Raw genomic sequence first — 13,852 nt, 5'->3', positions numbered from 1 at the left:
CAGAATTTCGAACAAACTTTTATCTTCCTTCGCATAATTTAACATAGCTATCGCATAGTGATTCGAACCGATGAGATACCTGAATTTTGCCTTCAACACTAACACGGTATTATCAAAAGTTTCCAAATGCTGAATTCCCACAAAAGGCAACTGCTGATTCATATACCTTCCGCCAACCATCCCTCCCATATAATTTAAATAAGCAAACGGAATATCCCGGCCAACCAATACTCTTCCGTAAAAAGAAGGCAGTACAGAAAAACGGTGTGTGAATGGTACTACAGCTGAAAAACTTCCGTCAAGAGCAGAAAAAGGAGCCCCGTGATCATAATGTAATCCATTATCTGTATATAAAGAATATTCTCCTTTCACTGAAATTCCTCTTGTAGGATAATATCTTTTATCAAAAGTCTCATAATGAGCCGATGCATGATAACTGAAAAAGCCTTCCGGCCGGGCTTTTACTCCCTCATAGGCAGAAGCATATAAAAAAGAATTATAATCAAAATATTCGTAACGGAATCCCAATACAAATTTACAGTTTTGAATATAAATATCAGAAAAAGTCAATTCTGCCATGTGCTGGGAAAAAGTAATATTATCTACCTTATGTCCTTTCCGGTAGAGGTCAATATCATTGTATTCATACATATATACCAGACCGGCCTTCCTCAAAAAAGTATTCCCAAAAGAATACTCTACCCGGGCATAAGGATTCTGACTTAAACGTCCCGTCAGCGACAACTGAAATCCCCTTAAATGTTTATGGGAAAAAGTAGTATTCAGTAAAATAGCAGCCATCTCCTCGGAATCGAAACGGAATCCGAAATTCAAAGAACTCATCGATTTTTCTTTCAATATTAAGGTCAGGTCATAAACATCCGTACCCTTTAAAGAATAATTCACGTATGAAAATGCCCCTGTACCGTATAAAATAGCAATCGACCGATGTAAATCATCAATAGAAATATAAGAGTATTCAGACAAACCGGCTTTTTTTCTCACCCATTTTTCTTCCCGGCTTCCCACCCCATTGATATAAATCCGTCCAATCACCAGTGAATCTGTCCGTATAAATTTATTATCTATAATTTTTTCTTCGTTTTCCGAAGGAGTTAATCCAATCTTTTCTTTTAATTTCATTAAATCCTCCCATTGGGCCCTTGCAGCCCTTTCCCCCCTTAGGATTAAAGTATCAATATCTGTCGGATTAAAACTGGCTGCCGAATAAGGCAGAATATCCGGCTTAATATATAAATCACATAATTTGATATTTTCCTCGTATTTTGCCATGCCTAAAAAAGAAGTCAACTGGTCTACAATCTCCAGGGCATTATTCAATTCGTTTAACTTGCGAAGGTCGGAGGAAACATCTACCCCGATAATAATATCGGCTCCCATCGCTTTCCCCACATCCGTAGGGAAATTATTGGCGATTCCACCGTCTACCAACAGCATCGTATCCAATACGACAGGAGAAAATACACCGGGAATAGCCATACTGGAACGCATAGCTAAGGCTAAATTCCCTTTGTCCAGAACCACCTCTTTCCCATTTACCAGATTTGCTGCAACGCAAGCAAAAGGAATGGGCAAACTCAGAAAAGAAACAGAATCGTGATACCCTATCGTCAATTCAGAAAAGAGACTGAATATATTTTGTCCACCGATAAACCCCGAAGGCATCTGAATCCCTTTTCCTCCGATCATAGGGATAGAAACCAGGTATTTTTCGTCCTTTTCTTTTTCTGAAAACGGCAAATCATACCGGTATACCCGGTCACTCAATAAAAAAGTCCATTGCTGCTTCCGTACCAAAGTATCCAACATACCCGCATCGTATCCGATTGCATACAATCCTCCTACAATCGAACCCATACTCGTACCGGCAATATAATCTATAGGGATCCCTGCCTCTTCCAGCACTTTTAATACACCGATATGAGCGACTCCTTTTGCCCCTCCGCCACTCAAAACTAACCCGACTTTCTTCCGTTCTGCCTGCAGTCCGCCTCCGAATAAAAATAAAGCAACTAAGACCAACACAACTCTTTTCATCAGGTTATTCTTAAATATGAAACAATAGAACAAATTTAATTCTATTTTAAGAAATAATTTCAGGATATAACGTTAAAAATAGTAAGAAAAATACCGAAACCGGTACTTATCTGTATAAATCTATTTTTTCAGCCCTCTTTTCTCCCGTTCAAAAAATTTTAGCGTTCTGATACCCTAATTTAGCAGAATATTTCATTATTTTTGCAAACAGGCGTAATAAAATTTTAAGTTTTTAGGGTATAGGAAAAAATCCTCCCTTTAAAATAAAAATCTCAGGAAAATAATATGGCGAAAATATTAGTCATCGATGATGAACGCAGTATTCGCAATTCGATGAAAGACATACTTACTTTTGAAAAACACGATGTTATTGTAGCTGAAAACGGTATGGAAGGCTTAATTGCCGTTAAAACCGAAAAACCGGATCTGGTATTTTGCGATATCAAAATGCCGAATATGGAAGGAATAGAAGTACTGGAACGGATAAAGGAATTTTCCCGGGATACCCCTGTCGTCATGATTTCCGGTCATGGCACCATAGATACAGCTATCGAAGCCATCAAAAAAGGAGCTTATGATTTTATCGAAAAGCCTTTGGATCTGAACCGTATTCTGATTACAATCAAAAATGCTACGGACAAAACCCAACTCATTCAGGAAACCCAGACATTAAAGAGTAAAGTCAGCAAAAAATACGATATGGTGGGGCATTCTGAAGCATTGGAAAAAGTGAAAGAAATGATAGAAAAAGTAGCCATTTCTGATGCCCGCGTTTTAATTACGGGGCCGAACGGCTCAGGGAAAGAATTAGTCGCCCGCCAGTTACATGAAAAAAGCAACCGGAGAAACAATGCTTTTATAGAAGTCAATTGTGCGGCCATTCCCGCAGAACTGATCGAAAGTGAATTATTCGGACATGAAAAAGGCTCTTTTACTTCAGCAATCAAGCAAAAAAAAGGCAAATTTGAACTGGCTCACGGAGGAACTATTTTTCTGGATGAAATCGGAGATATGAGCCTCAGTGCCCAGGCAAAAGTACTGAGAGTATTGCAGGAAAATAAAATCAGCAGAATTGGAGGAGACGGGGACATACCTGTAGACGTAAGGGTCATCGCCGCTACCAACAAAAATCTGAAAAAAGAAATCCTCAAAGGAAATTTCCGGGAAGATCTTTACCACCGCCTGAGCGTCATTATTATAAATGTTCCTTCTCTCAAAGAGCGGGAAGAAGATATAGAAGATCTGGTTTCACATTTTATAAACGAAATCTGTACGGAAATGCGTATTTTACCTAAAACCATTACTCTGGAAGCCCTGGAAATGATGAAAACATACGAATGGTCGGGTAATATACGGGAGTTACGCAACGTGGTGGAACGTTTGATTATCCTTTGCGGCCCTACAATCACGGCAGAAGATTTAAATCAGTATAAATAACGGATCGATGGAAAAACTGCGGATTGCTATTGTCGGTCGCCGGAATAGCGGAAAAAGTTCTTTGATCAATGTGCTCACCGGTCAAAAAGTAGCTATCGTATCCGATATCCCCGGTACAACAACCGATCCCGTAAAACGAAGCTATGAAATTCCCGGTTTTGCATCCGTCATTTTTATTGACACCGCCGGCATAGATGATACCGGAGAATTAGGAAGCCAAAGAACTGCCAGGACAAAGGAAATGCTTCCTCAGTCTGACTTTATACTCTTGCTGATCACCGGAAATCGATTTGAAACCACTGAAGAGGAAGTGGTTCAGCAAATACTGGAATTGCATATCCCTTTCCTCATCATACACAATAAATCCGACCTGCTTCCCTTGCATCCGGATGTAAAGAACACATTGGAAACAAAATATAAAACCAAAGTCATCGATTTCTGTTGCCATCGGCCAGCAAACATTTCCACAGTATTCGAAACGATACAAAAATTAAAACAAATTTCAAATACTCCTTCTTTATTGGAAGGAATTATTCAGCCCCGGGATATTTTACTACTCGTAACTCCGGTAGATTCGGAAGCCCCGGTAGGACGCCTTATCCTGCCTCAGGTACAAATGATCCGGGACATTCTGGACAATCACGGGATAAGCATCGTTTTACAGCCAGCTGAAATTTCAAGTTTTCTGCAAACATCAGGTATTCGTCCTCGTTTAGTGATTACGGATAGTCAGGTATTTAAAAAAGTTGCCGCCCAACTACCGGCAGATATTCCCCTCACCAGTTTCAGTATTGTTCTGGCCCATCGGAAGGGTTATTTTCAGGAGTATATAAAAGGAACCCGGACGATAGATCAACTGAAAGAAGGAGACAGTATACTCCTGCTGGAATCTTGTTCGCATCACAGCAGTTGCGAAGATATCGGAAGGGTAAAAATCCCGTTTCTATTGGAAAAGTATACCGGCAAACAATTGAATTTTGAGTTTATTCCGGCCCTGGATCCCATTGAAAAACCGCCCCTTGCTTACGCTCTCGTCATCCAATGCGGGGGATGTATGGTCACCTCCCGTCAATTGCAAACCCGCCTTCTTCCTTTTATCGAGTCAGGGGTGCCGGTAAGCAATTACGGAATGACGCTGGCATTTTTAAACGGCATATTTGAACGTTCCATCCAGGAATGGGAAAAAGTATAATATATTTTTCCTTTTCTGCTGCCACATGCCGATCTTGTCCATCAATCGCTTAACCGACCGGAAAATAACGGCAAAAACGCAGCGCTTAGACAAAAAATCCCTTCCTTATTCCATGGATTTAAATCCGGCTCCCATAATTTCTTTTGCTTCCATAATAGTTGTAAAAGCTTTGGGATCAATTTTATAAATAGCCCGTTGCAGGGTAACGACTTCTTTCCGGTTCACCACCGTCATAATCATTTCTTTTTCAGAGCGGTTGAACATTCCGTTTACCGGTACAATAGAACCTCCCCTATGCAGTTCCGTTAAAATATAATGCCGGATTTCTTCCGTTTTCTCAGAAACAATAAAAAACGTCTTATCGCTGGAATATCCCTGGATCACAATATCAATCACCTTACCCATCAGGAAAATAGTCAACCAGGAGTAAAAAGGTACCTTCCAATCCTGAAATACAATCAAACCACACATAACAATAACAGAATCTATGGTCATCTGCAACATGCCGATCGGTTTCCGCGTCAGTTTATTCAGGATAGAAGACAATACATCGGTTCCCCCGCTGGAAGAACGGGTTTTCAATATCAATCCGGCTCCTATCCCGATGACTACCCCACCGAATATACTGGCCAACAAAACTTCATCCTGCAATTGAAAAGGGTCGTAAGGATGAGGATGCCCCAAAGCTTTTAATACAAGAGGCATGCCGTCCGCAAACATAGCCACCAATAAAAAACAGATAAAAGTTTTTACTCCGAATTGCTTTCCCAATACTTTTACTCCCCATAAACTAAGGGGCAAATTAAAACACAAAGCAGCCATACCAATAGGGAAGCCTAATTGATAATGCAAAATAGTAGAAATACCGTAAATACCACCCGGTACAATCTTGTAAGGGGTCATAAAAAAAGTATAACCTACAGAAATTACAAAAGCTCCCAATACAAGTGTTGCATAGGTTTGAAACCAATGGGCAGAGAAAATTTTTTCCTTATAAAAGGAAATATTCATTACATTCATTTTACAGATTATTTAATTCATTTGAAGTACCGGGCGCACCCCTTTTATTTTCGCGCGCAAATATACTTCCCCCTTTCACAAAAAAATATGATATTTGTCATATTTTTAATTCTTCTCAAAACGGAATAAATTTAGGGAGAAAAACTCCTTTTTAAGGAAAAAATGTTTATCATTGCATAAAATTCCCGTAAGATCGGTTAGCTTTTTTAAAAAATCCAAAGCCCAATTGTCTACATTCTTTGTAAGTCATTACGGAATGAACAATTCCGTATAACACTTATAAATTTATAAACAATCCGAATGAGTAAAACAAAAAACAAAATTATTTCCGTTGCGAAAAATTTATTTCGTGAAATCAGTGCGTATAAAGCAACGATGAGCGACATTGCATCTGCAGCTAAAATGAGCAGGCGTACTTTATATACTCATTTCAAAAGTAAAGAAGAACTTTATAAATATGTCATTGAAGACGAAGTAAACACCATTAACCAGATCCTTCAGAAAGCTGCCGACTCTAAACTTCCTCCCGAAAGAAAGCTTAAACTCTATATCCTGCAGCATTTCGGTGTCATCGATAATTTAGTCCGGAACAACCGCTACATCCGTTACGACTTCCTTTTCAATAACATCCGTATAGAACATCTGCGCAAGGACATCGACCGGAAAGAAATTCATCTCCTTACCGGAATTGTAAAGGAAGGAAAAGAAAAAGAAATATTCCGCGTAAGTGATCCGGAAATATTTTCCCAAAACTTATTGCTGATGTTTAAAAGCCTTGAACAAGCATTTATCCTGGCAAACCGGAAAGATAAAAACTCCCGGACGATCTTGGAATACATTGACCTCATGTTCTACGGCATCATCAATCCCGCAAAATTACCCAACAGGGACGTGTCCTAATGTGTAATTTCCCCTTTCCCTTCTTCTCCTCTCTCTTTCAACACATACAACTGTCCGGCCTGGTACTTCAACACTTTCACCGTACAGCCTTTTTGAATATATTCGCCCTGATCCGCGACGGCATCATATACTTCTTCATTTATCATGACTTTACCGGACGGCCGTAAATCTGTCAAAGCTATCCCGGTTTTCTCAATTTCCTTTGCCACTGACATGTCTACCCCCACATATCCTTCTTCAGGCCGTTGTTCCGCTTGCAGTGCAAAAGCCCAGCGACGGGAGGCGAATAACTTCCCGCCCAGCCATATACTCACTCCTAAACCGAGCAGAGAACTTCCCAAAACGATCAGCAAAGATTTTAACAAACCTCCTATAAAGTCGTCTATAAACGTAAAGGAAAATCCTTCAATTCCTGCCATCACCAAAGCCATCACAATACAAATAATCCCCGTAATCCCCGTCACTCCAAAACCCGGTATTACAAATATTTCCAGAAGTAACAGCAGCACACCTATCACAAAAAGAATAATTTCCCAATAATTAGCGAAACCTTCCAAATACAAAGGTGCAAAATACAGCAAACAGGCTATAGCTGCTGCTGCCAGTGGAAAACCGATTCCAGGGGTCTGCAGTTCAAAATAAATACCCCCTACAATAACCATAATCAATATGCCCCTCACAAAAGGATTTATTAAAAAACCGATGATCTTATCCAGCGCTGTAGGGGTATAAACGGATAGGGTATAATGATCAATACCTTCTTTCTGTAATACCTCATCCACCTGATCCGCTATTCCGTCACAAAATCCATACTTCATCGCTTCGTGCGGAGTAAAAGTCACCACTTTCCCGCTATCAGATACTCCGGAGACAACGACCGACTGATCCACCATAGCTTCCGCAATATGAGGATCCCGTTTCCAACGGTAAAGAGTATCATTGCCTTCCACTATCGTATCTTTCCCATGTGCCTGTGCCGTAGACCGTATCATAGAACGCATATAAGACTGATACTTATCCGGCATCGCTTCTCCCGTTTGATTCACGACTGTGGCAGCTCCGATATTTGCCCCTTCTCTCATGTAAATTTTATCACAGGCAATAGCAATTAATGCTCCGGCAGAAGCAGCATTATTATTGATAAACACCCATACCGGTTTCGGTGTATTTAAAATTAAAGTACGTAAAGAATCGGCATATACCACTAATCCTCCATAGGTATTCATGTCAATCAGTATATAATCCGCTTTTTCCTGTTCCGCTTTTTCAAAAGACTTTTTTACCAATCTCCATACTTCCGGACCAATTTCATCTTTAATATCCACTTTAAACACCAAGGGTTGCCTTTCCCCGGCTATTCCCCACAAAGTAGTAAAAACCAACAACAACGTCAATAAAAACGACTTCCGCATAATTCCAAATCTTTAATAACAGACAAATCTATAAAAATATCTCCACAAAAACAGAAAATGATCGAAAGGAAAAACGACGGATAGGACCTATTTTACAACTCCTTACAAATAGCCATGACCTCCCTACAGGAGCAAAACCGGAAAGTCCTCCCGCACTGACAGCTGTAAAAAATACGGTTCTCATTCCGGTTCAGGTATTCCTTCTCCTACCCTTTAAACAGATATCCAACATTTAAACAATTGAATATTCTCAATGCTATTGTCTGCACATTCATCTTTTAAAGGAATTCCTTTTACTTCAACCTTTTTATTTCCATCCCTTCGGATTCTTTTTGAGTTACCTGATGTATAGCTATCGTTCCGGCTATAACAGAAAGAATCGAGACAAAGCTACAGGCTATGATACTAAACCAGGGAATCATCAATGAAAAAGCGAAAATAGCCCCCACTCCCGTCACCATACCTACATTCTTATTCACATAGCGAACGCTTTGTTTAACATTGAAGCGTTTGCGTTCTATAGCATAATCTACAAAAGAAAAACCGTAAAAATAAGCGGAAACCAGAAATAGAGCCAAGGGCGACAACAAACCAATCAGTGGTATAAAAGAGCAAAAAAACAGCAATAAAGTAAACAATAATTGAAAAACCATATTCCGGAGTGCAATCAGAATACCCCTAAAAATTTCCCAGATCAACTGACGTAAACTAAAAGGGTATTCTTTACCGGAAAGATGAGCTTCCGTACGCTCCGATAACCAGGAATAAACGGGAGACATCACAATCAACACAATATATCCTCCAAAAGTAATAAACAGGAAAAAATAAGCTATTTTCAAAACAATTCTCACCAAAAATCCCAGCGTATTATGCAGCCATTGCAACCATGATATTCCTTCTACCCATGCGGCTATTTTCGCCTGAACGATTGCAGCCAGGCTATCTCCTGCAGAAGACACCAGCCATCCCCCTCCCCAAAACAACAACAATAAAGCCAAAAAAGGGAAAAAGAGAAATCCGAAAAATCTCCGGGAAAAGAGAATTTGAAAAGCTTTTCCGTAAACTCCGATTCCTGAAAAAAAACCTTCTAATACACTCATTTCAAGATATTCAAATGTTTAAATATTCCAGTGCTCAAACGACTACAATTTCAAGCATTCCGATAACAAAGGTATAATATTTCTCTTTTAACACAATTTTCAAATTTCGAATTTCAAATTTCGATTTCTTAACCCTATTTTTTGTACTTTTGTAAACCTGTAAAAAAGGGTGTATTTTTATCCTCACGGTTATACAAATTAAAACAAGATATTATGCAAGCATTAACTGCCATTTCACCTATCGACGGCCGTTACCGGGACAAAGTCGAAAATCTTGCCAATTATTTTTCCGAAAGTGCATTAATCCGTTATCGGGTAATGGTAGAAATTGAGTATTTTATTGCTCTTTGTGAACTTCCTCTACCCCAGTTAAAAGATTTTACGCCTTCTCTCTATGCTTCTCTGCGCGAAATATATCTGGACTTCACGGTGGAAGATGCACTAAAGATAAAAGAAATTGAGAAAGTGACCAACCACGACGTCAAAGCCGTGGAATATTTCATCAAAGAAAAATTTGACGCTTTGGATTTACACCGGTATAAAGAATTTATCCATTTTGGTTTAACCTCCCAGGACATCAATAATACGGCCGTTCCCTGTTCTTTCCGCGATGCTGTACACGATGTATACTATCCGGTAATTGACGAACTGATTGCTAAACTGGAAGAATTAGCGGAAGAATGGAAAGACGTACCGATGTTAGCAAAAACACATGGACAACCGGCCTCTCCGACCCGTCTGGGAAAAGAACTGAAAGTGTTTACTTACCGTTTGAGCCGTCAGCTTGAATTACTTAAAAAAGTAGCAATTTCCGGAAAATTCGGAGGAGCAACGGGAAACTTTAATGCACATCATGTGGCTTTCCCGGAATACGACTGGGCGGATTTCGGAAACAAATTCCTTACTCAAAAACTCAAAATAGAGCGGGAAACCTATACCACTCAGATATCCAATTACGATAATTTTGCGGCCTTATTCGACAATTTACGCCGTATTAATACTATCGTTATCGATTTGGACCGGGATTTCTGGACGTACATTTCCATGACCTACTTTAAACAAAAAATCAAAGCAGGAGAAGTCGGTTCTTCTGCCATGCCTCATAAAGTAAATCCGATTGATTTCGAAAATTCAGAGGGGAATTTGGGTATTGCCAATGCTCTTTTTGAACATTTGAGCAACAAACTTCCTATTTCCCGTTTACAAAGAGACCTGACGGATTCTACCGTACTGCGCAATATCGGGGTACCCCTGGCCCATACCATTATTGCTTTCAAATCTACCTTAAAAGGATTAAACAAATTGATTATCAACAAAGAAGCAATTGAAAAAGATTTAGAAAAAAATTGGGCCGTAGTAGCAGAAGCCATACAAACAATTTTACGGCGGGAAGGCTATCCCAATCCTTACGAAGCCTTGAAAGCGCTGACCCGGACAAATAGCAAAATCACGCAGGAATCCATAGCGGAATTCATCGATACCTTAGAGATTTCTGACGATTTAAAACGCACTTTAAAGCAAATTACCCCGTCGAATTATACGGGTATTTAATAATTTGCCCTTCTTTTACAGAACCCATAGGCAATAACGTTCCAACCGAAGGAGGGCAATTTTGACCAAAAACTTATGCACGATTTACTGATCATTTTAAAAAGATTTATACCGCCTTATAAATTCCGGGTTACTAAAAGTATCTTTTACAATTTTCTGCATGCTATCTTCGGAAGTATTTCCATAGCCATGTTAATTCCTGTATTAGGTATTATATTTGACAACCAAAAGGAAGTGACCACCTCCGTTCCTTTTGCGTTCGATATGAAAACCCTCAGTCATCTGTTCAATTACTATATCACAGAAATTAAAATAAATTACGGGCAATCCGCTACTTTAATTTTTGTAGGAATGATTGCTGTCATAGCTACTGCTTTTAAAACCGGATTTGCTTACTTGGCTGCCTACGAACTGATATACATACGGAACGGAGTTGTAAGAGATATCCGCCGCAAAATATACACTAAAATATTATCCTTGCCTTTGCCTTTTTTCTCAGAAGAGCGGAAAGGAGATATTATTTCCCGTATGACAGGTGATGTACAGGAAGTGGAGGCATCCGTCATGAGTTCCCTGGATATGTTTTTTCAGAGCCCGATACTGATTATCGTTTACCTGGCAACGATGTTGATCATGAGCTGGCAGCTCACTTTATTTGTATTTATCCTGCTCCCTCTGATGGGTGCTCTAATCGGTAAAGTCGGTAAAAACTTAAAACGTCACTCCTGGGAAGGGCAAACCAAAATGGGAGAAATACTCTCCTTAATGGAAGAAACTTTATCGGGACTGAGAATTATCAAAGCTTTCAATGCGGAGAAAAAAATGACACAAAAATTCTCCGAAGAAAATGAAGCATACCGGCGTATTCAAAATCGCCTGATGCGCCGGCGCTCTTTGGCCCATCCGATGAGTGAATTTCTGGGGACCATCGTTATCGTCATTATTCTATGGTTTGGAGGTACCCTTGTGCTCAAACACCAGGGATCCCTGTCGGCTGAACAATTCATCGCTTATATCGCCTTATTCTATTGCATTATTAATCCTGCCAAGAATTTGACCAATGCATATTACAGCATCCAAAAAGGGCTGGCAGCGATGGACCGGATCGATGTGATTTTATCAGCAGAATCGACTATTCAGGAAAAAGCAAATCCGGAAAAAATCAAAGAATTTAAAAACCAGGTAGAATACAAACAGGTTTATTTTTCCTACAATGAGAGTAAGCAAGTCCTGAAGGACATCAATCTGAGAATCCCGAAAGGAAAAACCATTGCACTCGTCGGACAATCCGGTTCAGGGAAAAGTACTTTTGTCGATTTACTTCCCCGTTTTTACGATGTCAATGAAGGAAGTATCTCTATTGATGGAATAAATATACGGGATATTTCCCTGTACGATCTTCGGGGATTGATGGGAAATGTCAACCAGGATCCGATACTCTTCAACGATACTATTTACAACAATATCGCATTCGGGGTAGAAAATGCAAGTCCGGAAGAAATTGAAAATGCCGCGAAGATAGCCAATGCGCACGACTTTATCATGCAAACGGAGAAAGGGTACCAGACTGTTATCGGAGACCGGGGCGGCAAACTCAGCGGAGGACAGCGGCAGCGCCTGAGTATCGCAAGGGCCGTATTGAAAAACCCTCCTATTATGATTCTGGACGAAGCGACTTCCGCTCTGGATACGGAATCTGAAAAGCTGGTGCAACAAGCTTTGGATAACCTGATGAGAAACCGCACTTCCATTGTCATTGCTCACCGCCTTTCCACCATCCGGAATGCCGATCTGATTTGTGTATTCCACGAAGGCGAAATTGTCGAAAGGGGAACTCACGAAGAATTGCTCAAACAAAACGGTATATACACCAAATTGTATAATATGCAAAACTTTTAAACGGGAAATATTCCAAAAATCCTATCAGTATAGGGAAAGAAATTGTAAAACATTCTTTCCTATAAGAGATTACAAAAACAGTTTTAAACGAAATCCTGCAAAGTTTTATACGAACCTATGGAAGAGGAAAAACTTCTGGGGAAATCCATCGGATATCCTGAAACATATTGTCCCGCTATACTGGTCGCCGTGCCCCGGCATATAAACCGGAAGATTTATCAGATAGAACAACCGACAGGACTTTTTTGCGGTTACGATATCTGGCACTGTTATGAAGCCAGTTTTCTCACCGCTCAGGGCTTACCTGTAAGTGGAATACTGAAATTAGTATACCCCGCCAACAGTGAATTTCTCGTAGAAAGTAAATCTTTAAAGCTCTATCTGGGCTCTTTTCAGATGTACCGTTTAGGAAACACGGTTGAGGAAAGTATTTCCATTTTTTGTAAAAAAGTTTCGGAAGATTTGGAAAAGCTCCTGCAGACATCCGTCGGTATAAATTTTTATTCCAGCTGTCCGGAAAATCTTCCCTTTGATTTTTCAGACTATGAAATCCTGGAAAATTTGCCGGGAACTGACAGCTGTATTTTTACCGATTATCAGGAAAAAATAACCCTTTTAAAAGAAAAGGAAATAAAAACGGCAAGCGAAATAAAAGTAGGAAGTCATTTACTGAAAAGCAATTGTAAAATCACCCGTCAACCGGACTGGGGAAGTATCTATATTCATATCAAGGCTCCTATTTTACCGGACCGGTTTTCTCTTTTAAAATATATCGTCTCTCTGAGAGATGAAAACCATTTTCACGAAGAAATCTGTGAGATGGTGTTTAAACGTCTCACCGATTTCTTTCATCCTGAAATTCTGTCAGTCAGTTGCCTTTATACCCGCCGCGGAGGTATAGACATCTGCCCGGTACGGGCAAACCATCCTCCCTATCTTCCGCTCTCTCTCCCTTGTCCGGACATCCTCACCCAAAGGGAATTCAGGCAATAAACTCCTTCTTTATTTACGGACAACCGGAAATTCAGTAATCCGTAATGTCGTACATCCATAAGGAATTAAGGTTATTTCCGTATCCGCTAAAGAATCCGGATAAACCGAATACACGCGGCTATAAGGCAGAGGACCTGCCATTTCATTATACAACTGCCAGTAAGGAAGTTTCCGCGCCTTCACTTTTATCTCTATAGGCGCATTTTCCAGGTTCCAGGGAAATAAAAGCTTCTGTTTCTGTTCGTCTATCTGCACCTGAAAAACCTTTTCTGTTTCTGCAGGTTTGAAAT

General features: G+C 39.9%; 10 protein-coding genes and 1 pseudogene. 6 read left to right on the top strand and 5 right to left on the bottom strand.

Features of this window, described 5'->3' with window-relative positions:
• On the bottom strand, positions 1 to 2,058 hold a 2,058-nt coding region (locus Q0465_RS11695), incomplete at its 3' end, for a patatin-like phospholipase family protein (protein ID WP_298616495.1).
• Between the two features lie 285 nt (positions 2,059 to 2,343).
• Between Q0465_RS11695 and Q0465_RS11690 the strand changes: the two genes are divergently transcribed.
• Positions 2,344 to 3,495: a sigma-54 dependent transcriptional regulator gene (locus Q0465_RS11690; RefSeq protein WP_298616492.1), complete on the top strand. Its 1,152-nt coding sequence runs from the start codon at positions 2,344 to 2,346 to the stop codon at positions 3,493 to 3,495.
• A 7-nt stretch (positions 3,496 to 3,502) separates the two neighbouring features.
• A complete protein-coding gene (gene hydF / locus Q0465_RS11685; protein ID WP_298616489.1) occupies positions 3,503 to 4,687 on the top strand; it encodes a [FeFe] hydrogenase H-cluster maturation GTPase HydF in 1,185 nt (394 codons plus the stop codon).
• 105 nt (positions 4,688 to 4,792) lie between these two features.
• Here hydF and Q0465_RS11680 read toward each other — a convergent pair whose 3' ends face one another.
• Positions 4,793 to 5,707, bottom strand: coding sequence for a YitT family protein (locus Q0465_RS11680; protein ID WP_298616487.1), 915 nt, complete (start codon positions 5,705 to 5,707; stop codon positions 4,793 to 4,795).
• A 300-nt stretch (positions 5,708 to 6,007) separates the two neighbouring features.
• Between Q0465_RS11680 and Q0465_RS11675 the strand changes: the two genes are divergently transcribed.
• Positions 6,008 to 6,607, top strand: coding sequence for a TetR/AcrR family transcriptional regulator (locus tag Q0465_RS11675; RefSeq protein ID WP_298616484.1), 600 nt, complete (start codon positions 6,008 to 6,010; stop codon positions 6,605 to 6,607).
• On the opposite strand, the gene Q0465_RS11670 is transcribed toward Q0465_RS11675, so the two are convergent.
• The gene (locus Q0465_RS11670; RefSeq protein ID WP_298616481.1) at positions 6,604 to 8,019 is read right to left on the bottom strand and encodes an NfeD family protein; all 1,416 of its coding nucleotides are present in this window, start codon (positions 8,017 to 8,019) and stop codon (positions 6,604 to 6,606) included. The two genes, Q0465_RS11675 and Q0465_RS11670, sit on opposite strands and share 4 nt — an antisense overlap.
• A 293-nt stretch (positions 8,020 to 8,312) precedes the next feature.
• A complete protein-coding gene (locus tag Q0465_RS11665) occupies positions 8,313 to 9,119 on the bottom strand; it encodes an EI24 domain-containing protein (protein WP_298616479.1) in 807 nt (268 codons plus the stop codon).
• A gap of 213 nt (positions 9,120 to 9,332) precedes the next feature.
• Between Q0465_RS11665 and purB the strand changes: the two genes are divergently transcribed.
• From purB to Q0465_RS11650, 3 genes are all read left to right on the top strand, one after another.
• A complete protein-coding gene (gene purB / locus Q0465_RS11660) occupies positions 9,333 to 10,670 on the top strand; it encodes an adenylosuccinate lyase (RefSeq protein WP_298616477.1) in 1,338 nt (445 codons plus the stop codon).
• Between the two features lie 75 nt (positions 10,671 to 10,745).
• Entirely contained in the window at positions 10,746 to 12,569 is a 1,824-nt protein-coding gene (locus Q0465_RS11655; protein ID WP_298616475.1) for an ABC transporter ATP-binding protein, read from the top strand.
• Positions 12,570 to 12,686: 117 nt separating this feature from the next.
• Entirely contained in the window at positions 12,687 to 13,562 is an 876-nt protein-coding gene (locus tag Q0465_RS11650; protein WP_298616473.1) for an NADPH-dependent 7-cyano-7-deazaguanine reductase QueF, read from the top strand.
• A gap of 9 nt (positions 13,563 to 13,571) precedes the next feature.
• Here Q0465_RS11650 and Q0465_RS11645 read toward each other — a convergent pair.
• Positions 13,572 to 13,852, bottom strand: a pseudogene (locus Q0465_RS11645) (hypothetical protein); the annotation flags it as partial.

Source organism: uncultured Odoribacter sp., assembly GCF_937966165.1.
Taxonomy (GTDB): domain Bacteria; phylum Bacteroidota; class Bacteroidia; order Bacteroidales; family Marinifilaceae; genus Culturomica.
This window is presented reverse-complemented; position numbering and strand designations above follow the sequence as displayed.

Bases quoted from the DNA above. Each gene is read 5' to 3' on its own strand.
- Q0465_RS11690 (WP_298616492.1), top strand. From the start codon at position 2,344: ATGGCGAAAATATTAGTCATCGATGATGAACGCAGTATTCGCAATTCG.
- hydF (WP_298616489.1), top strand. From the start codon at position 3,503: ATGGAAAAACTGCGGATTGCTATTGTCGGTCGCCGGAATAGCGGAAAA.
- Q0465_RS11680 (WP_298616487.1), bottom strand. From the start codon at position 5,707: ATGAATGTAATGAATATTTCCTTTTATAAGGAAAAAATTTTCTCTGCC.
- Q0465_RS11675 (WP_298616484.1), top strand. From the start codon at position 6,008: ATGAGTAAAACAAAAAACAAAATTATTTCCGTTGCGAAAAATTTATTT.
- Q0465_RS11670 (WP_298616481.1), bottom strand. From the start codon at position 8,019: ATGCGGAAGTCGTTTTTATTGACGTTGTTGTTGGTTTTTACTACTTTG.
- Q0465_RS11665 (WP_298616479.1), bottom strand. From the start codon at position 9,119: ATGAGTGTATTAGAAGGTTTTTTTTCAGGAATCGGAGTTTACGGAAAA.
- purB (WP_298616477.1), top strand. From the start codon at position 9,333: ATGCAAGCATTAACTGCCATTTCACCTATCGACGGCCGTTACCGGGAC.
- Q0465_RS11655 (WP_298616475.1), top strand. From the start codon at position 10,746: ATGCACGATTTACTGATCATTTTAAAAAGATTTATACCGCCTTATAAA.
- Q0465_RS11650 (WP_298616473.1), top strand. From the start codon at position 12,687: ATGGAAGAGGAAAAACTTCTGGGGAAATCCATCGGATATCCTGAAACA.